This is a genomic window from Brevundimonas sp. GCM10030266 (genome assembly GCF_042666595.1).
Lineage (GTDB): Bacteria > Pseudomonadota > Alphaproteobacteria > Caulobacterales > Caulobacteraceae > Brevundimonas.
In genome coordinates this window covers 458,850-479,496 of sequence record NZ_JBHTCY010000001.1, presented here as the reverse complement: position 1 = coordinate 479,496, position 20,647 = coordinate 458,850, and the positions used below count along the sequence as shown (strand labels likewise).

The following is a 20,647-nucleotide window of genomic DNA, read 5'->3' as shown; positions in this document are numbered from 1 at the left end:
GGATCGGGGGCGATCCATGTTTTCGCAAGGGAGTTCCGGGTCGCCGAAGGCGATGCAGAGCCCGTGCGCCTTGCCCCTGTTCGCGCCTCCTGGGGATGCCCGTTTTCGGTCAACTCACCCAGGATATCCGATGTCTCTCTCCAGCCTGTCGCGCCGCCTCGCTCCGGTCGTCGCCGTCACCGCCCTGATGGGTCTCGCCGCCTGCGCCACCCCGTCGCGCCCTGAAGCCATGATCCTGACCGCCACCGACGGTCTGGTCGCCGCTCCGGGCGACGTGGGCTATCATTCGGTGCGTTCGGTGACCGCCGTCGGCGGCAGCGAAACCGATCCGATGTGGGCGTCGCAGGTCTCCAACGAGGCGCTGCAAACCGCCGTGCAGGAATCGCTGGCCGCGGCCGGCTATATCGGTGAGGAAGGTCGCCCGCTGACCGTGCAGGTCGCCCTGATGGGCCTCGACCAGCCGGCGATGGGCTTCGACATGACCGTCACCAGCCGTGTTCGCTACACCGTCAGCCGCGACGGCCAGACCATCTTCAACGAAACCATCCAGGCCTCGGGCACCGCCAAGATGGGCGACGCCTTCGCCGGTGTTGAACGCCTCCGCATGGCCAACGAGAAGTCGATCCAGGAAAACATCAAGGCCTTCCTGACCAGCTTCCGCGCCGGCGCGCGCTGATCCCTCCGTCTCGCGAGAGACTGAAGCGGGGCTGCCTTCGGGCGGCCCCGCTTTTCGTCGGGCCTTAGGGGATGACGTCGAACAGCTGCAGCGCCTGGAAGCCGGCCAGCAGGATGATCAGGCCGCCGACCACGAAGGTCAGGGTGCGGGTCGGCACGGTCTTGGCGATCCAGCCCGCGAAGGGGGCGGCGATCAGACCGCCGACGATCAACCCGCCGACCGCCGCCGCATGGTCCTGCAGGGCGCCGGCGTCTTCCCAGTGGCCGGTGACCAGCGCCCAGACGAAGGTGGCCGAGATGGCCACGGTGACGAAGAACTCCGCCGCATTGACCGTGCCGATGGCGCGGCGCGGATCCTTGCCGGCGCCGACCAGGGCGGTGGTGGCGGTCGGACCCCAGCCGCCCCCGCCGATCGCGTCCATGAAGCCGCCGACCAGTCCCAGAGGGGCGCCCCAGAAGCCGGGGATGTTGCGGGGCTGGCTGTCGCGGAACCCGCGCAGCACGATCCAGACGCCCAGGATCGCCAGATAGGCGAGGATGAAGGGCTTGATGACGTTGCCGTCGATCCCGGCCAGCACATAGGCCCCCAGCGCGCCGCCGATGACGCCCGCGATGACCAGCGGGACCCACAGGCTCCAGGTGACGTTCTTGTGCAGGATGTGGGAGCTGGCCGAGGCGCCGGTGGTGAAGACTTCTGCCGCATGGACGGTGGCCGAGGCGGTCGCGGGCGGTACTCCGACCGCCAGCAGGACGGTGTTCGACACCACGCCGTAGGCCATGCCCAGCGACCCGTCGACGGCCTGGGCCAGCAGACCGACCACCAGAAATAGCAGGAAGGTTTCCATATACGCCCCGTCTGTCGCACCAACAGGCGCCGATCTTCGCCCAATGAGCCCCGACGGCAAAGGTTGCGCCGTTCACGGATGGCTGATGCGTTCGTGACCGCGCATCGACAGGGCAGGGTCGCGCGGGCTAAAGGCTGCGACCCGCCCACTACGGATGTTTCCCCTTGCGACTGCCCCAGGCCCGGCTTGATCAGGTGCTCGACCGCTTCCACGAGGTGGAGGCGCGCATGGGCGCGGCCAGCGACGGCGCCGAGATCGTGCGCCTGTCCAAGGAGCATGCCGAGCTGAAGCCGGTCGCCGACGCCGTACAGGGGCTGGCGAAGTCCCGCGCCGAGATGGCCGATCTGGAAGTCATGGCCGAGGATCCGGAGATGGCCGACATGGCCGCCGAGGAGCTGCAGGCGCTGAAGGAGCGCCTGCCGGAGCTGGAGCGCGAGGTCGCCCTGCTGCTGGCCCCGCGCGACGCCGACGAGAACGCCTCGGCCGTGCTGGAAGTCCGCGCCGGCACCGGCGGTGACGAGGCCGCCATCTTCGCCGGCGACCTGTTCCGCATGTATTCGCGCTACGCCTCCAACCGCGGCTGGCGGGTCGAGGTGGACAGCGCCACCGAGGGCGACGCGGGCGGCTACAAGGAAATCATCGCCACCGTCACCGGCGACGGCGTCTTCGGTCGTCTGAAGTTCGAAAGCGGCGTCCACCGCGTCCAGCGCGTCCCGGCCACGGAAACGCAGGGGCGCATCCACACCTCGGCCGCCACCGTCGCGGTCCTGCCCGAGGTCGAGGATGTCGAGATCGACATCCAGGACAAGGACATCCGCATCGACACCTTCCGCGCGTCCGGTTCGGGCGGCCAGCACGTCAACAAGACCGACTCGGCCGTGCGCATCACCCACTTCCCGTCGGGCATCGTGGTCACCTCGTCCGAGAAGTCGCAGCACGTGAACCGAGACAAGGCGATGAAGAACCTGCGCGTCCGCCTGTACGACATGCAGCGCCAGATGAAGGATCAGGCCCGTTCCGACGCCCGCAAGTCGCAGGTCGGGTCGGGCGACCGGTCGGAGCGCATCCGCACCTACAACTATCCGCAGGGCCGGGTTTCGGACCACCGCATCAACCTGACCCTGCACAGCCTGCCGCAGATCATGGAAGGCGACATCGATCCGCTGCTGAACGCCCTGATCGCCGAGGATCAGGCCGCCCGCCTGGCCGATCTGGAAGCCGAGTTCGGCTGACCCCTCCACCACCCTCCGGGCGGTCCCCCTCCCCAGCTTCGCTGGAGAGGTGAGGGTCCGCGCTCACCTCTCCACGCAGTGGGGAGGTGGCTCGACGGCGCAGCCGGAGAGACGGAGGGGGCGTCAGTCGCGGCTGCGTATCCGCCGCTTCAACAACCGGTCCGACAGCGCTTCAGCATGCTTCAGGGTGAAGGCCAGCGCCGCCGGACTGCCCCGGCGCGGGCCCACGGTGTCAGCCACCACCGCGCCGCGCTCGCCAATGACCTGCGGGGCGCCGGTGGTGGTGTCGATGGCGGTCTGGTGTTCGATCTCGGCGTTCAGCTCGGCCCCCATCAGCACGATCTGCACTGTCAGCCAGGTCCACAGCAGGAAACCCATCATCGCCGCCAGCGGGCCGTAGGAGGCCGTGCGGACAAAGGTGCCGATGTACCAGCTGAAGCCCAGCGACAGGCCCAGGCTCAGCAGGGCCGCGAAGATGGCGCCCGGCGTCAGCCACCGCCACCGGGCCTTCTGCCGGCACGGTCCGAAGCGGTAGATCACGGTCAGGGCCGCGATATAGATCAGCAGCAGGACCGGCCAGCGGAACGGCGCCAGATAGCCCCACTCGTCATCCAGCCCGAGGAAGCCCAGCACAACGGGCACGCCCACCACCATCGCCGCCGACAGCAGCACCGCCAGCAGGCCCGAGACGGTGAAGGCCATGCACATCAGGTTGTAGCGGACGATATTGCGCCGCTCGACCTCGTGATAGGCGATGTTCAGCCCGTAGAAGAGCACCTTGATCGCCCCGTTCGCGGTCCACAGCGACAGGGCCAGGGTCCAGACCAGGGTGAAGGTCAGCTCGGTGTTGGTGTTTTCGGCCAGCCGCTGCATCTCGTCGCCTAGGAACTCGGCCACGCCCGCAGGCAGCACCGAATAGAGGAATTGCAGCCGATCCACCGCCCCGTTCGGATCGGCGAACAGGCCATAGATGGTCACGAAGGCCGCCAGCGTCGGGAACAGCGACAAGACCACGAAGAAAGTCACCCCGCCGGCGACGAAGCCGACCCGGTCGCCGAAATAGGCGCCGCCGACCCGCCAGAAGATGTCGGTCCAGCCCTTGTGCGGAATATGCTCGGGCCGCTGGGCCATTCGCCCGCGGCCCGGCTCCTTCGCCTCGAAATCCTCGGGCGTCGGCGGAGCCGGCGGCAGGGGCTCGGGCCGTTCGGGCCGCAGCTCGATCCCGTACTTGTGCCCCCGCGTGTAAAGCAGATGCGCGGCTCCGGCCCCGGCGGCGAGCCCGCCGACCACGGCGCCCATGACGCCCCACAGACCCGCTCCGGTCTTCTTGCCCGACTGACGCTGCATCCGCCCGACAACGGCCAAGCTGACCGGGCGTTCCCGGCTTTTCGTCTTGCCGGGATGGCGACGCCCGTCCTACGGTCTCCGGATAACGGGGGTTTTCATGAAGTCCGTCCTGCTGCTGGCTGCGGCCTTGTTCGTTGTTTCCGAAAGCCCTGCCGGGGCGCAGGCACAGCAGAGTTGGTCCCCAGCCGCCGCTCAGGCCGGGCTGATCCGGGCGGTCAATGTCCCGTCTGTCAGCGGGGCCGGTAATCGCAGGACGTTCGAGACCCTCGATGTCTATCAGGGGCGGCACGCCCTCGGCGGGGACGCGGTCGACTATCTGCGTGCGCGATACGAAGTGGATTGCAGGGCCAGGACCAGTCTGATGCTCAGCGTCAGCGGGTTTCTCGCTGACGGCACGCTCGTCGCCTCCGGGCAGGCGCCCGCTGACGCCGGTCTTCAGCCGGTGCGTGACGGCTCCATGAGCGCCGAGACGCTGGACGCCGTATGCGCTGAAGGATGGATGGTGGTTCAATACCGGACTGTCGAGGGCTTCCTGCGCTGGGCGCGTGAGGGCGGGATCGCCGAATGGAACGATCCATCCTGGTGAAGGCGGCGGGTCACGCTTGAAATCCGCGGCCGTCCGGTCCAAGCCCCTGCCATGACCGACGCCGCTCCCGCCCGCACCCTGCTGACCACCTGGAAGGCCGCCCAGGCCCAGCTCAAGGCCGCGAAGATCGACAGTCCCTCGATCGACGCCCGCCTCCTGCTGGAGGTGGCCGCCAACTGTTCGCGCACCGACATCCTGACCGATCCCTACCGGGCCGTGACCGATGAGCAGCAGGTCACGCTGGACGGCTATGTCGCCCGCCGCCTGAAGCGCGAGCCGGTGTCGCGCATCCTCGGCAAGAAGGGCTTCTGGAAGATCATGCTGAACGTCACGCCGGACGTGCTCAGCCCCCGCGCCGACACCGAGGCCCTGCTGGACGTGGTCATGCTGGCCTTCCAGCCGCAGGACAGCTTCACCATGGTCGACCTGGGCACCGGCTCGGGCGCCATTCTGCTGGCCACGCTCGCGGAACGTCCCGCGGCGAAGGGCGTCGGCACCGACATCTCGACCGAGGCCCTGGCCGTGGCGCGCGAGAACGCCGCCAACCTGGATCTCGACAGCCGTTGCGACTTCATCCGCACCGAATGGGCGGCGGGCTTCGCCGAGAACAGCTTCGATCTGGTGGTGTCCAACCCGCCCTACATCCCGTCCGGCGACATCCCCGGTCTGGACCCGGAGGTGCGCGAGCACGATCCGATCCTGGCGCTGGACGGTGGTCCGGACGGTCTCGTCGCCTATCGCGAACTGGCCCCCGAGATCCTGCGCATCCTCAAGCCGGGCGGGACCTTCGCGGTCGAAATCGGCTGGGACCAGGGCCCGCAGGTCAAGGCGCTGTTCGAAGAGGCGGGCTTCGAGAACGTCATCGTGGTCAAGGATCTGTCTGATCGCGACCGCGTCGTCACCAACGGCCCGAACCCGCGCACCAACCCCATTCCGCCGATGTATCCGGAAGCGGGCTGAAGCGGGGTCGCATAAACCCTCTTGGAAACGCCACAAACCCGCGCTAAGTCTTCGTTGTCTCCCTCCAGAACACACGCCTCGAACCGCTCCGGTTCCTGACTTGCGCGCGTTCCGGGCCGTGACGGTCGGGCCAGTCGCCCGGCGGACCACGGGGGACACGGCTTTCCGAACACATCGCCAGCGGGGAATAGGCCCCGCCCGAGACGGAACACCCCCGGACGGATACCGAGCCTTCGAGGCCCGGTCCGCCTCCCCATCAAGGCACGGTAGCTTCCGATGAGAGATTTCAAGGGCATGAAGCGTCAACGCGGACGCAACAGGAAGCCCGGCGGCGGCGGCAACAACGCCAACGCCACCAATCCCAACCGCTCGTGGGACTCGCAAGGCCCCGAGAACATCAAGGTCCGCGGCAACGCCCAGACCGTCTATGAGCGCTATATGCAGCTGGCCCGCGATGCGGCCGCCGGCGGCGACCGCGTTCTGGCCGAGAACTACACCCAGCACGCCGAACACTATTTCCGCGTCCTGCGCGCCCTGCAGCCGGCCCGTCCGGTCTCCGAGATCGCCCAGCGCGAGCTGGCCGGTCAGGGCTTCGACATCGATTTCGAGGACGAGTCCGGCGCCCAGGCCGCCGCCATCCTCGCCGCCCAGCAGGCCGAGGCCGATCGCGCCGCCGAGCAGGAACGCCGCCAGCGCGAGCAGGAAGAGCGCCAGCAGGAGCGCCAGAACAACAACGGCGAAGGCCGCCGCGAATGGCGCGACCGTGACGACCGCGAGCCGCGTGAACCTCGCGAGCCCCGGGAACCGCGCGAGCCGCGCGCCGAGGGTGAAGGCGAACCCCGCGAGGGTGGTCGCCGCGAAAGCCGTCGCGAGCGCTGGGAGCGTCGTCGTGACGAGCGCAACCGTCGCTTTGAAGGTGAGGGCGGCGAAGCCCCGGCCGAAGGCGGCGAGACCGCCGCGCCCGTCGAGGCTGAACCGGTCGCCGCCGAGGCTGCGCCGGAACGGGCCGAGCGCGCCCCGCGTCGTCCGCGTCGTGAGGAAACCTCCGAGGACGGCGCCGCCGCCCTGCCGGGCTTCCTGACCCGTTCGACCGCGCCTGCCGCGGCTCCGGCCGTGGCCGAGGCGGCCGAAGGCGAGGCGGCTCCGGCCCCGAAACGCCCCCGCGCCCCGCGCAAGCCCAAGGCCGAAGCCCCCGCCGAAGAGGGCTGAGCCGGCTCCCCTGACGGGGGAAACCGCTGAACCGACGCCGCTTTCGGGCGCCCCGCGACGCGAGGGCGCTTGACGGCGGCCGTCCGGACCGGTCCAACAGGCCCGAGCCAAGCCCTCAGCCTGCGTTTCGGGAGCGCCCATGCCTCGCCTGTTCCGGCTGTCGACCCTGCTGGTCGGCGCCGCCCTCACGGTCACCGCCTGCGCCACGCCGCCCGGGCCTCCGCCGCCTCCGCCTCCGTCCGGCGGCGGTTCGGCGCCGACCCTGCGGGACTGGCGCAGCATCATCACCGCCTCCGATCGTGACCGTTACTCCCGTCGCGACGCCGCCTGGTCCCTCGCCCTACAGCAGGCCCGCCGCCAGCGCGGTTCGGGCGACCTGACCAGCCTGGGCGATCTGATCGACCCGCACGCACAGCGCCCCTCCGTCATTCCGCCCGCCGGCGACTATCGCTGCCGCACCGTCAAACTGGGCTCGCAGGGCGGCGAGGGCGGCCTCGGCTACGTCGTCTACGGCTGGTTCGCCTGCCGCATCGAACAGACCCCCAACGGCCTGAAATTCGTCAAGCTGACCGGCTCCCAGCGCCCGTCGGGCCTGCTCTTCCCCGAGGATGACCGCCACATGGTCATGCTCGGCTCCATGGCCCTGGCGTCGGAGCCGCCGGCCAATTCCTACGGCCAGCGTCCGGACCGCGACATCGTCGCCTCGCTGGAGCGGGTGGGCGAGCGCCGCTGGCGGCTGGTCATTCCCTGGCCGCAGAACGAATCCAACCTCGACCTGATCGAACTCGTCCCGGCCTGACGGTGGGGCCGGCTCATATCGCTGTCGTCGGCGCCGGGCCGTCGGGTCTGGCCTGCGCCCTGATGCTGGCCCGGCAGGGTCGGCGGGTCACCGTCTTCGAACGCTTCCACGAAGCGGGTCCGGTCGGTGCCGGCTTCATGCTCCAGCCCACCGGCCTGGCGGTGCTGGATCATCTCGGCCTGACGCAGGCCGTCGCCGCCTTCGCCCAGCCGATCGACCACATCTTCGGACGCGAGGCCCGGCGCGGCCGGATCGTTCTCGATATCCGCTACAGCGACCTGAAGCGCCCGCGTCAGGCGCTCGGCGTCCACCGCGCCGCCCTGTTCAAGGTGCTGCACGACGCCTGCCTCGCCGCCGGCGTCGGCTTCGAGACGGGCCGGGAGATGGTCGCCGCCGACCGGGGCGTCCTGACCGATGCGGCGGGTGTGCGCACCCCCGCCTTCGATCTGGTCGTCGACGCCTCCGGCGCGCGCTCGCGGATCACCGGGGCGCTGCCCCGTCCGTTGTCCTTCGGCGCCCTATGGGCCACCGTCCCCTGGCCGGGTGATCCCTTTGACGAGACGGCCTTGCAGCAGGTCTATCGTGGCGCGGCCAAGATGATCGGCGTCCTGCCCGTCGGCTCCGCGCCCCACGCCAAGGGGCGACTGGCGACCTTCTTCTGGAGCCTGAAGTCGGACCAGTATTACGACTGGCGTCTCGCCGGGCTGGAGCCATGGAAGGAAGAGGTCCGGTCTCTCTGGCCGGAAACCGCCCCGGTCCTCGACACCATCACCGACCCGGACCAGCTGACCCTGGCCCGCTACGGCCACCACACCCTGTCGCGCCCCCATGGCGACCGGCTGGCCGTCATCGGAGATGCCGCCCATTCCACCAGCCCGCAGTTGGGGCAGGGGGTGAACATGGGCCTGCTCGACGCCTTCGCCCTGACCCGGTGGCTGGCGCGTGAGCCCGGACTGGACTGGGCGCTGGAGGGCTATGCCCGCGAGCGGCGCTGGCACCTCAGCCTCTATCAGGCGCTCAGCTACGGCTTCACCCCCTTCTATCAGGCCGACGGCGGCCTGCTGCCTTGGGTGCGGGACCACATTCTGGGCAAGGTCGCCCGCCTACCGTTCGCGCCGCGCCTGCTGGCGGCCACGGTCTCCGGGACGCTGCTGGATCCGCGCCCGAAAGACTGAACCCGACGGGGCTCCATCCGTTGTGCAAGCTCAGCCTTATGGAGCCTGCCCGATGCGGACCCTGATCGCCGTCGCCTCTGTCGCCGCCCTGCTCGCCGCCTGCGGGGACAATGCGCCGTCTTCGGCCGAGCCTCCGGCGTCCGCCCCCGCGACCGATCCGGCGCCGATCGGTGAACCGGCCGACGCCCCGACGACTCCCGCCCCGCCGGCGGACGGGGAACAGGGCGGAACCTCCGACTGGCGTCAGATCGTCTCCGCCGAGGATGCGGGCAATCTGGGCCGGCTCGATCAGGCCTGGCGGCTGGGTCGGGCCGAGGCGGAGGACAAGGGTTTCGCCTCCGAGGTCGAGGCGCTGGGGCCGCTGGTCGATCCCATGGCAGGACAGGCGGGCCGTCTCCAGCCCGCGCCGGGGACCTACCGTTGCCGCACCATCAAGCTGGGCTCCAAGGCGGGCAATACGCTCGCCTATGTTGCCTATCCCTACTTCCGCTGTTCGGTCGAGCTGACCCCGGGCGGCGACCTGGTGCTGACCAAAACGACCGGCTCCCAGCGCACGCGCGGCCTGCTCTATCCGGACACGGACAACCGCCTGATCTTCGTCGGCGCCCAGGCCTGGGGCGATGACGAGCGCGGCTTCCCGACCTACGGCCAGCAGTCCGAGCGCGATCAGGTCGGCGTCTTCGAACGCATCGGCGCGGAACGCTGGCGTCTGGTCATTCCCTGGCCGCGGCTGGAATCGAAGCTGGAAATCCTCGAACTGGTGAAGTGACCCGATCAGGCCCTCGTCAGCCTCAGGTCCTGATAGTCGTAGCTGAAGTCCGCATCCGGGCTGACGGCCTTCATCGTCGCCGAGACGGGGGCGCCGTTCTCGACCTTGAAGGTGATCATCACGTCCTCTTCCCGCCTGTCCGGGAAGCGGGTGCGGAAGCTGTCGCCGTCATAGGGCTCCAGGGGGCCCTTCAGGGCATTGGTGCGGGTGAAGTCGAGGTGAAGCGTCGTGCGACGGTTGCGACCCCGACCCGTGGTGCGCGGCGCGATGCGGATCTCGCCATACCAGGGATCGACCCAGCTGCCGGCATAGGCCTCGAGCGGCAGGGACGGCGCGGCGCCCGCGGCCTGTTTCGCGTCGATCTCGGCCGCGGCCTCCAGCGACTTGGCATTGCCTTCCTGCGTCAGGCGCACGCCATCGGCGATCCAGTCGAAGCCGGCCTTGCCCATCAGGATGTCGGCGATGCCGCTGCGCAGGGCGCGGGTCAGCTGGCTTTCCTCGGCGTTGGTGAAGAAGCTGAAGCCCACGTTGCGGCCCGGCAGCAGCACCGTGCCCGACAGATAGCCGGGGGCCCCGCCGCCGTGGGTGATGAAGCGCTCGCCGCGATAGTCCATCACCTGCCAGCCGGTCGCATAGGTGGCCGCGATGGCCCGGCCCGGCGCGTCCGGGGTCGGTCCGCCCGAGCTGGAGACGATGATGTTCGGCCGCCACATCTCATTGGCCCGGGCCTCGGACCACAGGCGCGTGCCGTCCGGCAGGGCGCCCTTGTTCAGCTGCACCGCGATCCATTTGGCCCAGTCGACCGGATTGGTGACGAAGCCGCCCGCGGCGCCCGCCGCCGACCAGTCCCAGACCTCCTGGATCGACTGGCCGATGGTCTGCATCGGCCCTTGATAGCGCAGCGGCGGTCCGATCCGGCCGTTCGGCAGGGCCGACTTCGCCGGATCCGCCCCGGTCATCAGCGGCAGGGTCTCGGTCATGCCCAGCGGAGTCAGGATGCGGGTCTGGACGAACTGTTCCCACGGCATGCCGCTGGCCGCCGCCACGACCTCGCCCGCAGCCACGAACATCAGGTTGCAGTAGTGGTAGGAGGTGCGGAAGCTGTCCTCGATCGGCACGCTCGGGATGGCCGCCATGATCTCGGCGCGCGTCCGGTTCCCGTTCGGCCAGAACAGCAGGTCGCCGGCGCCCAGGCCGAAGCCGATCCGGTGGCTGACCAGATCACGCACCGTGACCAGATCATTCAGCTCGGGCTTCGACAGGCGGAAGTCGGGCAGATAGGTCCGCACCGGCTCGTCCCACTTCACCTTGCCCTCGTCGATCAGGATCGACAGGGCGGCGCAGGTCACCGCCTTGGTGTTGGACGCGATGGCGAACAGGGTGTGCTCGTCCACCGCCGATCCGCCCACGGAGCGAACGCCATAGCCGCGCGTCAGGATCGGCTGGCCGTCCTTCACCACGGCGATCGACACCGCCGGCTGGTCGGGGAAGGCGGCCATGGCCCGCTTCACGAAGGCGTCCACCTGTTCGGCCAGCGACGCGCTGTCATTGGCGGCGGTCTGCGCCCAGCCGGTCGCCGGCAGGGCGGCCGCGCCGGCCGCGGACGAGATCAAGGCCGCGCGGCGCGTGAGGCGGATGGACATGGAGACGCTCCCGACTGAACTGGTGCGGCGACGCTAGCGCTGTCAGGTGCTGGGTCCAAGGCCCGGCGGGCGGAAACCTGCTTCAACCTTCGGCGTTTCGTCCGGACATCGCCCCGATTGACCGGAGACGTCCATGAACGCCGCCCGCCTCGCCGCGCCCCTCGTTGCAGTTCTGGTCATGGGGGCGTCGGGATGGGCGCCGCCCGTCCGGGCGCAGGACTATATGTTCCAGGGGTTCGCCGCGATGGACGCGATGAACACCCTGCACGCCAACGTTCTCGACCAGACCCTGCGCGCGTCCGGGGCCGACAACACCCCGCGGCAATGGCGCGGGCGCTCACGTTCGGATGCGCCGGCGACCGCCGCGCCGGCTCCAGCCCGTCCGGCGGACTTGGCCTTCCGCCGTGATCCCGCCGTCACCCGCCAGGTCCAGGCCGAGTTTGTGCGGACCATTTCCCGTTCAGCGCCCGAGGCCGGTCAGGAAATCGAGACCCTGTTCCGCTCTGCGGACCCGATCACCGCCGCCTCGCCCGCCTTCCGCCGCTTCGGGCTGGACACCGGCAATGTCGTGGACGCGGTGGCGATCTACTATCTGGCCATGTGGGGCGCCGCCAACAATCACGAGGCGACCATGACCGCCGACCAGGCCCGCGGCGCCCGCGCCCACGTGGCGCGCGCCGTCAACTTCTCGGGCATGGGCCTGAACACCCCCGCCGCCCGCCAGCGGTTCGCCGAGACCCTGATCTATCAGGGCCTGCTGATGGACGCCGCCATGGAGCGAGCCCAGACCAGCGGGGACACCGCCATGCAGCGCACCCTGTCCAACGCGGCCCATGGCCAGATGCAGCGGATGGGGCTGGACATGCGCGGGCTCCGGATCACCGGCGAGGGCTTCGTTCCCCGCTGACCCCGACCGCCGTGCAGACGGTGCGGCGGAAAAATGTCGGTTGGTGGAGAAAGTGTAATGAAATGAAAAAGATGTAACTGAGAGTGGCCCAGGCTCGCTGTTAGTTTCCCCGCTGCTACGGGGGCAATCATGATCCCCGGACTCAGGATCCTCGGGGCCATGACCAGAACCACCCTCATCTCGCTGCTCGCGCTCGCCATTCCGGCCGGCGCCGCCGTGGCCCAGACGCAGCCGGCGCCTCCGCCGGCGCCCGCCCAGCCGGCGACGACGCAGGAAACGCCCGCCCAGCCCGCCGAGCAGGAAGAGGCCACCAGTCTCGGCGAAACCGTCGTCACGGGCCGCGCCAACGACATCCGCACCTCGGTCGACTCGATCAGCTACAACGTCGGCGAAGACCTGCAGACCGCGACCGGCACGCTCGCCGACGCCCTGCGCAACATTCCCTCGGTCGAGGTCGATCCGGACGGCAACGTCAGCCTGCGCGGCGATGCGGGCGTCACCATCCTGGTCGATGGTCGTCCCTCGGGCCTGTTCTCGGGCGAGAACCGGGGCCAGGTGATCCTGCAGATTCCGGCCGACCAGTACGCCCGTATCGAGGTGATGACCAATCCGTCGGCGGCCTATCGCCCCGACGGCGGCGGCGGCGTCATCAACCTGATCACCAAGCCCAATCGCCCCCGCGCCCAGCCGACCAACACCGGCTCGGTCCGCGTCAACGTCGGCAATGACGAGCGCTACAATCTGGGCGTCAGCAGCGTCTTCACCCGCGACAGGCTGACCCTGACCGCCGACGCCAGCGTGCGCCACGACACCTTCATCCAGTCCACCGACCGCGTCCGCAGCCGCTACGACGCCGGTTCGGACCAGTTCCTGGAATCGCGCAATACCCAGGCCGGCGACGGCTCGACCGACAACGCCTTCGTCCGCTTCTCGGCCGACTACCGTCCCAACGACCAGTATCAGCTGTACGGCGACCTCTATCATGTGGACGTCACCAGCGACGGCGTGATGCTGGATCAGTATGAGGCCGACGACGCCCTGGGCGGGATCGGCGGTCGCTATCGCCGCCTGTCCAACGGCGGCTTCGAGGGCCAGTTCTCCGGCGCCACCGCCCGTCTCGTCCGTCGCTTCGGCGAGCAGGGCCACGACTGGTCCAACGAGCTCCGCTACAACCGCGGACGCGGCTCCTACGGCCACGACACCCTGGTCGATCAACTGATCCCGGTCGCGGCGAACCAGTACGAGCACCTCGACAACCGCAACGACACGGACACCTTCAACTTCGCCAGCGCCTACGTCCGCCCCTTCGCCAGCGGCGCCCGCCTGCGCGCGGGCTATGAGCTGGAGTATTCGACGCTCGAGCTGGACAACCTCGTCGCCCGCGGCGCCACGCCCGGCGCTCTGACGCCCGACCCGCTGGTGTCCAACACCTTCCAGGTCGACCAGACCGTCCACGCCCTCTACGGCACCTGGGAGCAGCCCTTCGGCGACAAGCTGAGCGCCCAGTTCGGCCTGCGCCTGGAACAGGCCTATCTGGATCTCGATCAGGTCACGACCGGCATCCAGGCCGAGAACGACTATTTCCGCGCCTATCCGACCCTGCACGTCTCCTACCAGCTGACCGACCAGCAGACCCTGCGCGGCAGCTACAGCCGTCGGGTCCAGCGCCCGGCGCCGAACGACCTGAACCCCTTCCTCAGCTATCAGGACCCGCTCAACTATCGCGCGGGCAACCCCGATCTGGAGCCGCAGGAAACCGACTCCTTCGAGCTCAGCTGGCAGCGTCGGGTCAATCAGTCCTTCTATGGCGCGACCCTCTATTATCGGGACACGCAGAACGCCTTCACCCCGGTGATCAGCGACATCGGCAACGGCGTCCTTCTGACCCGCACCGAGAACCTCGGCGCCCGCACCGCCACCGGCGTCGAGCTGGTCGCCAACGGCCGCCTGCACCCGACCCTGCGCTACAACGCCAGCGTCAACCTGTTCCGTCAGGAGATCGACGCCTCCAACCTGGTCGGCGGCGTCAGCAGCGAGGGCGAGATCGTCTCGGGGCGTCTCAGCCTGAACTGGCAACCGACCGCCGAGGACTTTGTCCAGCTGTCGGGCATCTGGACCGGCGAGCAACTGCTGGCCCAGGGCACGCGCGACGCGGCCCAGCTGATCAACCTCGGCTACCGCCGCAAGCTGACCGAAACCCTGTCGCTGCAGCTGACGGTCCGCGATCTGCTGGATGAGTCGAAGGACATCACCACCTACGAGACGGCGACCTTCACCGACCGCACCGAGCGGGTGTTCGGCGGCCGGGTCGGCTTCATCGGCCTGACCTGGAATTTCGGGGGTCCGGCCCGCCAGCAGGACCCGCAGTTCGACTTCTCCGGGCCCCAGCAGCAGGGTCAGTAAAACCGTCTGCGCCACGCAGGGGCTCGCCCTTGCGTGGCGGATGGGCCACACCCAACTGAGGGGCAACCGCACGGCGCGTCGCTTGCATGAGGGCGCGCTGGCGGGATCCGCCATCAGGGGATGCCCACTTGAATCTCGAACTCTATTCCGACCGCGCCAAACAGGCCGTCCAGTCCGCCCAGAGCCTCGCCCTGGCCCGCCGCCACCAGCAGTTCGCGCCCGAGCACCTGCTCAAGGTCCTGCTGGAAGAGCGTGACGGCCTCGCCCGCAATCTGATCACCGCCGCAGGGGGCGACGCCCGCCGCGCCGAGGCCGACGTCGAGACCGCGCTGTCGAAGCGCGCCCAGGTCTCCGGCGGCTCGGGCCAGCTCTATCTGGACGGCGACACCGCCCGCGTCTTCGCCGCCGCCGAGGCCTCGGCCAGGAAGGCCGGCGACGCCTTCGTCACCACCGAACGCCTGCTCGCCGCCCTCGCCCATGAAGGCGGCGTGGCCAAGACCGTGCTCAGCGCCGCGGGGGTGAAGGCCGATGCGCTCGACGCCGCCATCACCGAGGTCCGCAAGGGCAAGACCGCCGACAGCGCCGCCGCCGAGGACGGCTATGACGCGCTGAAGCGCTACGCCCGCGACCTGACCCTGGCCGCCGCTGACGGCAAGATCGACCCGGTCATCGGCCGCGACGAGGAAATACGCCGCACCATCCAGGTCCTCGCCCGCCGCACGAAGAACAACCCCGTCCTCATCGGCGAGCCCGGCGTCGGCAAGACCGCCATCGTCGAGGGTCTGGCCCTGCGCATCGTCAACGGCGACGTGCCGGAATCCCTGCGCGACAAGAAAGTCATGGCGCTCGACATGGGCAGCCTGATCGCCGGCGCGAAATATCGCGGCGAGTTTGAGGAGCGGCTCAAGGCCGTGCTCAACGAGGTCGCCGCGGCCGAGGGCGGCATCGTCCTGTTCATCGACGAGATGCACACCCTGGTCGGCGCCGGAAAGGGCGACGGCGCCATGGACGCCTCCAACCTGCTCAAGCCCGCCCTCGCGCGCGGCGAGCTGCACTGCGTCGGCGCCACCACCCTCGATGAGTACCGCAAGCACGTCGAGAAGGACGCGGCCCTGGCCCGTCGCTTCCAGCCGGTCTTCGTCTCCGAGCCGACCGTCGAGGACACGGTGTCGATCCTCCGTGGACTGAAGGAGAAATATGAGGTCCACCACGGGGTCCGCATCTCCGACAGCGCCATCGTCGCCGCCGCCACCCTGTCGAACCGCTACATCACCGACCGCTTCCTGCCGGACAAGGCCATCGACCTGGTCGACGAGGCCGCCAGCCGCGTGCGTATGGCCGTCGATTCCAAGCCCGAGGCGCTGGACGAAATCGACCGCCGCCTGGTCCAGCTGAAGATCGAGCGCGAGGCCCTGAAGAAGGAGACGGACAACGCCTCCCAGCACCGTCTCGAAAAGCTCGAGGACGAGATCGCCGATCTGGAGGGTCAGTCCGATGACCTGACCGGTCGCTGGAAGGCTGAAAAGGAAAAGGTGGGGCAGGGGGCGCAGCTGCGCGAAACCCTCGACCGCCTGCGCGCCGAACTGGCCGCCGCCCAGCGGGCCGGCGACCTGGGTCGTGCGTCCGAGATCGCCTACGGCCAGATCCCGCAGATCGAGAAACAGCTCGCCGAGGCCGAAGCCAACGAGGCGGACAAGTCCGGTCCCCTGACCCCCGAGGTCGTCGACGCCGAACAGATCGCCGCCGTCGTCTCCCGCTGGACCGGCGTCCCGGTCGACAAGATGCTGGAGGGCGAGCGCGAGAAGCTGCTCAAGATGGAAGACGCCCTGCGCGGCCGCGTGGTCGGTCAGGATGACGCCCTGATCGCCGTCTCCGACGCGGTCCGTAGAGCACGCGCCGGCCTGAACGACCCGAACCGCCCGCTGGGCAGCTTCCTCTTCCTGGGGCCCACGGGCGTCGGCAAGACCGAGCTGACCAAGGCGCTGGCCGACTTCCTGTTCGACGACGAGGCGGCCATCACTCGCCTCGACATGTCCGAATACATGGAGAAACACTCCGTCAGCCGCCTGATCGGCGCCCCTCCGGGCTACGTCGGCTATGACGAGGGCGGCGCCCTGACCGAGGCCGTGCGCCGCCGGCCCTATCAGGTCGTCCTGTTCGACGAGGTCGAGAAGGCTCACCCCGACGTCTTCAACGTGCTGCTTCAGGTGCTGGACGACGGCCGCCTGACCGACGGTCAGGGCCGCACCATCGACTTCCGCAACACCCTGATCATCATGACCTCCAACCTGGGCTCCGAGGCCCTGGCCAACCAGTCCGAGGGCGAGGATGTCGAGGCCGTGCGTCCCTTCGTCATGGAGGCCGTCCGCGCCCACTTCCGCCCGGAGTTCCTGAACCGCATCGACGAGATCATCCTCTTCCGCCGCCTCGGCCGCGAACAGATGGGCGGCATCGTCCGCATCCAGCTGCAACGGTTCGAGAAGCTGCTGGCCGACCGGAGACTGACGTTGGCGCTGGACGACACCGCCGCCGCCTGGCTCGCCGACAAGGGCTATGACCCGGTCTATGGCGCGCGTCCGCTGAAGCGGGTGATCCAGAAGGAACTGGTCGACCCCATCGCGCGGAAGCTGCTGGCGGGCGAGATCGAGGACGGGTCGGTGATCGCCGTGTCAGCGGGGGCGGAGGGGCTGGAGATCGGGAAGGCGCGGGTGCACTAAGCCGGTCCTGCGGTTGCCGGGCTGCGAAGGCAGCCCGGCAACGGAACTGCGGGCGCGCTCCCCCTTTCGTCATCCTCCGGCAAACCGCGCAGCGGCGCAGACCGGGGGACCCAGCGGCGCGCGCAGCGCGAAGCTGTCGGGAGCGCCGGTGCTTCAGCTTCGACCTCCAGTGTTTCGCCGCATTCGCGGCGCCGCTGGGTCCCCCGGTCGCTCCTGCGGAGCGCCGGAGGATGACGAAGGAAGGGGGCGGTGCGAGAGGATGACGAAAGTGGAATAAAGCTCTAGGTTGCGCTTATGGGGACGCACCGCACCTTCATCGCGACCTACGTCATGGCCAGCCGACGCAACGGCACGCTCTATATCGGCATGACCGCCAACCTGTTCGCTCGGGTGTGGAAGCACAAGCAGCATGCGCTGGCGGGCTTCACCGATGACTACGCCTGCACCGATCTGGTCTGGTTCGAGCGTCATGCCTGGGTCGTCGAGGCGATCCGTCGCGAGAAGCGGCTGAAGAAATGGCTCCGCGATTGGAAGCTGGCCCTGATCGAGCGGGGCAACCCCGACTGGCGCGACCTCGCCGCCGACTGGTTTCCGGTCAACGATCCGAACTGGACGCCGCCGCCGGAAGAAGACTGAATTCCCTGCTTTCGTCATCCTCCGGCAAGCCGCGTAGCGGCGCAGACCGGGGGACCCAGCGGCGCGCGAGAGCGCGAAGCTGTCGGGAGCGTCGGTGCTTCAGTTTCGATCTTCAGTAATTCGCCGCTTCGCGGCGCCGCTGGGTCCCCCGGTCTCGCTACGCTCGCCGGAGGATGACGAAAGCGGAAGGAGCAGCACCCGGCGAACCCCCTACGACCAATAATGACGCACCGGCATGCCAGACTGTCTGGCTGCCGGTCTTTGACATCTCCAGCTGCCCTCGCCGCGAACGCACCCGTCGCGGCGCACAGGGCTTCGCCGCCCCGGGCGAAAGTGAACGATCTGGTCAATCTGGTCGAATTGGACGGCCTTTTCCGCCCGCCCGAATGTCCACCTTTGTGCACCCGAAAAAATACCTGAGCACGCCGACCCCCGCCGCCCACGAAAAAGGCCCCGGCGTTTCCACCGGGGCCTCGTTCAGTCAGCGCTGACGCGCGGGAGGATTAGTCCCGGCGACGACGGCCGCGGTCACCGCCGCCGCCTTCACGCTTCGGACGGCCGCCGGTGTCTTCGGCCAGCGGGGCTTCGCCACGCTCGGCGCGCTCGGCGTTGATCTTGTCCGTCAGGTCTTCACCCGTGGCCTGATCAACGACCTTCATCGACAGCTTGGTCTTGCCGCGGTCGTCCAGGCCCAGGAATTTGACCTTGACCTCCTGGCCTTCCGACAGGACGTCGGCCGGGTTGGCGACACGCTCCAGGGCGATCTGCGACACGTGGACGAGGCCGTCCTTGGCGCCGAAGAAGTTCACGAAGGCGCCGAAGTCGACGACCTTCACGACCTTGCCGGTGTAGATGGTGCCGACTTCCGGCTCCGAAACGATCGACGAGATCCAGGCCTTGGCGGCGTCGATCTTCTCTTGTTCCGAGGCGGCGATCTTCACCGTGCCGTCGTCCTCGATGTTGATCTTGGCGCCGGTCTTTTCGACGATTTCGCGGATTACCTTGCCGCCGGTGCCGATCACTTCGCGGATCTTGTCGACCGGGACCTTGATGGTCTCGATCTTCGGCGCGAACTCACCCAGCTCGGTGCGGGCGCCGTCGATGGCCTTGTCCATCTCGTCGAGGATGTGAAGGCGGCCGGCCGAAGCCTGGGCGATGGCCTTCTTCATGATCTCTTCGGTGATGCCGGCGACCTTGATGTCCATCTGCAGCGAGGTGATGCCGTCACGGGTGCCGGCGACCTTGAAGTCCATGTCGCCCAGGTGATCTTCGTCACCCAGGATGTCCGACAGGATGGCGAACTCGCCCGACGGCTCCAGGATCAGGCCCATGGCGATGCCCGAGACGGGCTTCTTGAGCGGGACACCGGCATCCATCAGGGCCAGCGACGAACCGCAGACCGTGGCCATCGAGGACGAGCCGTTCGACTCGGTGATCTCGGAGACCAGACGGATGGTGTAGGGGAACTCGTCCGACGACGGCAGCATCGGGCGGATCGCCCGCCAGGCCAGCTTGCCGTGACCGATTTCACGACGACCCGCGCCGCCCATACGACCGGTCTCACCGACCGAATAGGGAGGGAAGTTGTAGTGAAGCAGGAACTTCTCTTTGTAGGTTCCGGTCAGGGCGTCGATGTACTGCTCGTCCTCGCCGGTGCCGAGGGTGGCGACCACGATGGCCTGGGTCTCACCGCGGGTGAACAGGGCCGAGCCGTGGGTGCGCGGGAAGACGCCGACTTCCGAGACGATCGAGCGGACCTTGTCGAGGGCGCGGCCGTCGACGCGGTGACCGTTGTCGATGATGTCGCGACGCAGGACGTGGGCTTCGCATTCCTTGAAGGCGGTGGCGAACTTGGCCGGCTCGACGCCGTCCGGGTTCTCTTCGGTCTTCACCAGCGCTTCGGCGGCCTTCTTCTTGGCGGCGCCGACGGCGTTGTGGCGGTCATGCTTGGCGGTGTGGGTGTAGGCGGCCTTGATGTCCTCGCCGACCAGACCCTGGATCGCCGTGACGACGTCCGAGTGGTCCTCGGCCTGGAAGTCGAAGGGTTCCTTGGCGGCGTGCTCGGCCAGTTCGATGATCGCATCGATGACCGGCTGCATGCCCTTGTGGGCGAACATCAGGGCTTCCAGGAACTTGTCTTCCGACAGTTCCTTGGCTTCCGATTCCACCATCATCAGGGCGTCGGCGGTGCCTGCGACGACCAGGTCCAGCGCCGAGTCGTTCAGCTGGTCGATGGTCGGGTTCAGGACCAGTTCACCGTCGATGTAGCCGACGCGGGCGCCGGCGATCGGGCCCATGAACGGCACGCCCGAGATGGTCAGGGCGGCCGAGGTGGCGACCATGGCCAGCACGTCCGGGTCGTTCTCGAGGTCGTGCTGCAGCACGGTCACGACGACCTGGGTCTCGTTCTTGAAGCCCTTGACGAACAGCGGGCGGATCGGACGGTCGATCAGGCGGGAGACCAGGGTCTCCTTCTCGGTCGGACGGCCTTCACGCTTGAAGTAGCCGCCCGGGATCTTGCCGGCGGCGAAGGTCTTTTCCTGGTAGTTGACGGTCAGCGGGAAGAAATCCAGGCCCGGCTTAGGGGCGCGACCGTAGACGACGGTGGCCAGAACCACGGTCTCGCCGTAGGTCGCCAGCACGGCGCCGTCGGCCTGACGGGCGATGCGGCCGGTTTCCAGCGTCAGCGGGCGGCCGGCCCAGTCGATCGTCTTGCGTTTGATATCGAACATATTTCGTCTTTC

16 protein-coding genes are annotated in these 20,647 nt (G+C 68.7%); 12 read left to right on the top strand and 4 right to left on the bottom strand.

Annotated elements, in window-relative coordinates:
• Positions 1 to 130 precede the first annotated feature (130 nt).
• Complete coding sequence (locus ACFQQC_RS02595) at positions 131 to 676, top strand: hypothetical protein (RefSeq protein WP_376859393.1); 546 nt, start codon at positions 131 to 133, stop codon at positions 674 to 676.
• A 64-nt stretch (positions 677 to 740) separates the two neighbouring features.
• On the opposite strand, the gene ACFQQC_RS02590 is transcribed toward ACFQQC_RS02595, so the two are convergent.
• Positions 741 to 1,520, bottom strand: a complete 780-nt coding sequence (locus ACFQQC_RS02590; RefSeq protein WP_376859391.1) for a sulfite exporter TauE/SafE family protein — start codon at positions 1,518 to 1,520, stop codon at positions 741 to 743.
• A gap of 164 nt (positions 1,521 to 1,684) precedes the next feature.
• On the opposite strand from ACFQQC_RS02590, the gene prfA reads away from it, so the two are divergent.
• Complete coding sequence (gene prfA / locus ACFQQC_RS02585; protein WP_376859389.1) at positions 1,685 to 2,752, top strand: peptide chain release factor 1; 1,068 nt, start codon at positions 1,685 to 1,687, stop codon at positions 2,750 to 2,752.
• A 123-nt stretch (positions 2,753 to 2,875) separates the two neighbouring features.
• Here the strand turns inward: prfA and ACFQQC_RS02580 are convergent, their stop codons facing one another.
• Positions 2,876 to 4,117 (bottom strand): YihY/virulence factor BrkB family protein, encoded by a 1,242-nt coding sequence (locus tag ACFQQC_RS02580; RefSeq protein ID WP_376859387.1) that lies wholly within the window; start codon positions 4,115 to 4,117, stop codon positions 2,876 to 2,878.
• A 79-nt stretch (positions 4,118 to 4,196) separates the two neighbouring features.
• On the opposite strand from ACFQQC_RS02580, the gene ACFQQC_RS02575 reads away from it, so the two are divergent.
• The 6 genes from ACFQQC_RS02575 (at position 4,197) to ACFQQC_RS02550 (ending at position 9,597) form a co-directional block, all read left to right on the top strand.
• The gene (locus ACFQQC_RS02575; RefSeq protein WP_376859386.1) at positions 4,197 to 4,685 is read left to right on the top strand and encodes a surface-adhesin E family protein; all 489 of its coding nucleotides are present in this window, start codon (positions 4,197 to 4,199) and stop codon (positions 4,683 to 4,685) included.
• A gap of 51 nt (positions 4,686 to 4,736) precedes the next feature.
• On the top strand, positions 4,737 to 5,645 hold the full coding sequence (prmC, locus tag ACFQQC_RS02570; RefSeq protein WP_376859384.1) for a peptide chain release factor N(5)-glutamine methyltransferase: 909 nt from the start codon (positions 4,737 to 4,739) through the stop codon (positions 5,643 to 5,645).
• Between the two features lie 294 nt (positions 5,646 to 5,939).
• Entirely contained in the window at positions 5,940 to 6,854 is a 915-nt protein-coding gene (locus tag ACFQQC_RS02565; RefSeq protein ID WP_376859383.1) for a DUF4167 domain-containing protein, read from the top strand.
• Positions 6,855 to 6,993: 139 nt separating this feature from the next.
• Entirely contained in the window at positions 6,994 to 7,653 is a 660-nt protein-coding gene (locus ACFQQC_RS02560; RefSeq protein WP_376859381.1) for a DUF4893 domain-containing protein, read from the top strand.
• A 2-nt stretch (positions 7,654 to 7,655) separates the two neighbouring features.
• Positions 7,656 to 8,828 carry an FAD-dependent oxidoreductase gene (locus tag ACFQQC_RS02555; protein WP_376859379.1) on the top strand — a complete coding sequence of 391 codons (1,173 nt, stop codon included), beginning with the start codon at positions 7,656 to 7,658 and terminating at the stop codon, positions 8,826 to 8,828.
• Positions 8,829 to 8,880: 52 nt separating this feature from the next.
• Entirely contained in the window at positions 8,881 to 9,597 is a 717-nt protein-coding gene (locus tag ACFQQC_RS02550; protein WP_376859377.1) for a DUF4893 domain-containing protein, read from the top strand.
• Between the two features lie 5 nt (positions 9,598 to 9,602).
• On the opposite strand, the gene ACFQQC_RS02545 is transcribed toward ACFQQC_RS02550, so the two are convergent.
• Positions 9,603 to 11,240 (bottom strand): serine hydrolase, encoded by a 1,638-nt coding sequence (locus tag ACFQQC_RS02545; protein ID WP_376859375.1) that lies wholly within the window; start codon positions 11,238 to 11,240, stop codon positions 9,603 to 9,605.
• A 133-nt stretch (positions 11,241 to 11,373) separates the two neighbouring features.
• On the opposite strand from ACFQQC_RS02545, the gene ACFQQC_RS02540 reads away from it, so the two are divergent.
• The 4 genes from ACFQQC_RS02540 (at position 11,374) to ACFQQC_RS02525 (ending at position 17,903) form a co-directional block, all read left to right on the top strand.
• Positions 11,374 to 12,147 carry a DUF6683 family protein gene (locus ACFQQC_RS02540; RefSeq protein WP_376859373.1) on the top strand — a complete coding sequence of 258 codons (774 nt, stop codon included), beginning with the start codon at positions 11,374 to 11,376 and terminating at the stop codon, positions 12,145 to 12,147.
• Between the two features lie 159 nt (positions 12,148 to 12,306).
• Complete coding sequence (locus ACFQQC_RS02535) at positions 12,307 to 14,550, top strand: TonB-dependent receptor domain-containing protein (protein WP_376859371.1); 2,244 nt, start codon at positions 12,307 to 12,309, stop codon at positions 14,548 to 14,550.
• Between the two features lie 128 nt (positions 14,551 to 14,678).
• Positions 14,679 to 17,267 (top strand): ATP-dependent chaperone ClpB, encoded by a 2,589-nt coding sequence (gene clpB, locus ACFQQC_RS02530; protein ID WP_376859369.1) that lies wholly within the window; start codon positions 14,679 to 14,681, stop codon positions 17,265 to 17,267.
• 294 nt (positions 17,268 to 17,561) lie between these two features.
• Positions 17,562 to 17,903, top strand: coding sequence for a GIY-YIG nuclease family protein (locus ACFQQC_RS02525; RefSeq protein WP_376859367.1), 342 nt, complete (start codon positions 17,562 to 17,564; stop codon positions 17,901 to 17,903).
• A gap of 503 nt (positions 17,904 to 18,406) precedes the next feature.
• Here the strand turns inward: ACFQQC_RS02525 and pnp are convergent.
• The gene (gene pnp, locus ACFQQC_RS02520) at positions 18,407 to 20,635 is read right to left on the bottom strand and encodes a polyribonucleotide nucleotidyltransferase (RefSeq protein ID WP_376859365.1); all 2,229 of its coding nucleotides are present in this window, start codon (positions 20,633 to 20,635) and stop codon (positions 18,407 to 18,409) included.
• Positions 20,636 to 20,647: the final 12 nt, after the last annotated feature.

What these genes read in the sequence shown, in the direction of transcription:
- ACFQQC_RS02575 (WP_376859386.1), top strand. Translation starts at nt 4,197, where the DNA reads ATGAAGTCCGTCCTGCTGCTGGCTGCGGCCTTGTTCGTTGTTTCCGAA.
- ACFQQC_RS02565 (WP_376859383.1), top strand. Translation starts at nt 5,940, where the DNA reads ATGAAGCGTCAACGCGGACGCAACAGGAAGCCCGGCGGCGGCGGCAAC.
- ACFQQC_RS02540 (WP_376859373.1), top strand. Translation starts at nt 11,374, where the DNA reads ATGAACGCCGCCCGCCTCGCCGCGCCCCTCGTTGCAGTTCTGGTCATG.
- ACFQQC_RS02545 (WP_376859375.1), bottom strand. Translation starts at nt 11,240, where the DNA reads ATGTCCATCCGCCTCACGCGCCGCGCGGCCTTGATCTCGTCCGCGGCC.
- ACFQQC_RS02590 (WP_376859391.1), bottom strand. Translation starts at nt 1,520, where the DNA reads ATGGAAACCTTCCTGCTATTTCTGGTGGTCGGTCTGCTGGCCCAGGCC.
- pnp (WP_376859365.1), bottom strand. Translation starts at nt 20,635, where the DNA reads ATGTTCGATATCAAACGCAAGACGATCGACTGGGCCGGCCGCCCGCTG.
- ACFQQC_RS02595 (WP_376859393.1), top strand. Translation starts at nt 131, where the DNA reads ATGTCTCTCTCCAGCCTGTCGCGCCGCCTCGCTCCGGTCGTCGCCGTC.
- prmC (WP_376859384.1), top strand. Translation starts at nt 4,737, where the DNA reads ATGACCGACGCCGCTCCCGCCCGCACCCTGCTGACCACCTGGAAGGCC.
- ACFQQC_RS02535 (WP_376859371.1), top strand. Translation starts at nt 12,307, where the DNA reads ATGACCAGAACCACCCTCATCTCGCTGCTCGCGCTCGCCATTCCGGCC.
- ACFQQC_RS02550 (WP_376859377.1), top strand. Translation starts at nt 8,881, where the DNA reads ATGCGGACCCTGATCGCCGTCGCCTCTGTCGCCGCCCTGCTCGCCGCC.
- ACFQQC_RS02560 (WP_376859381.1), top strand. Translation starts at nt 6,994, where the DNA reads ATGCCTCGCCTGTTCCGGCTGTCGACCCTGCTGGTCGGCGCCGCCCTC.
- ACFQQC_RS02525 (WP_376859367.1), top strand. Translation starts at nt 17,562, where the DNA reads ATGGGGACGCACCGCACCTTCATCGCGACCTACGTCATGGCCAGCCGA.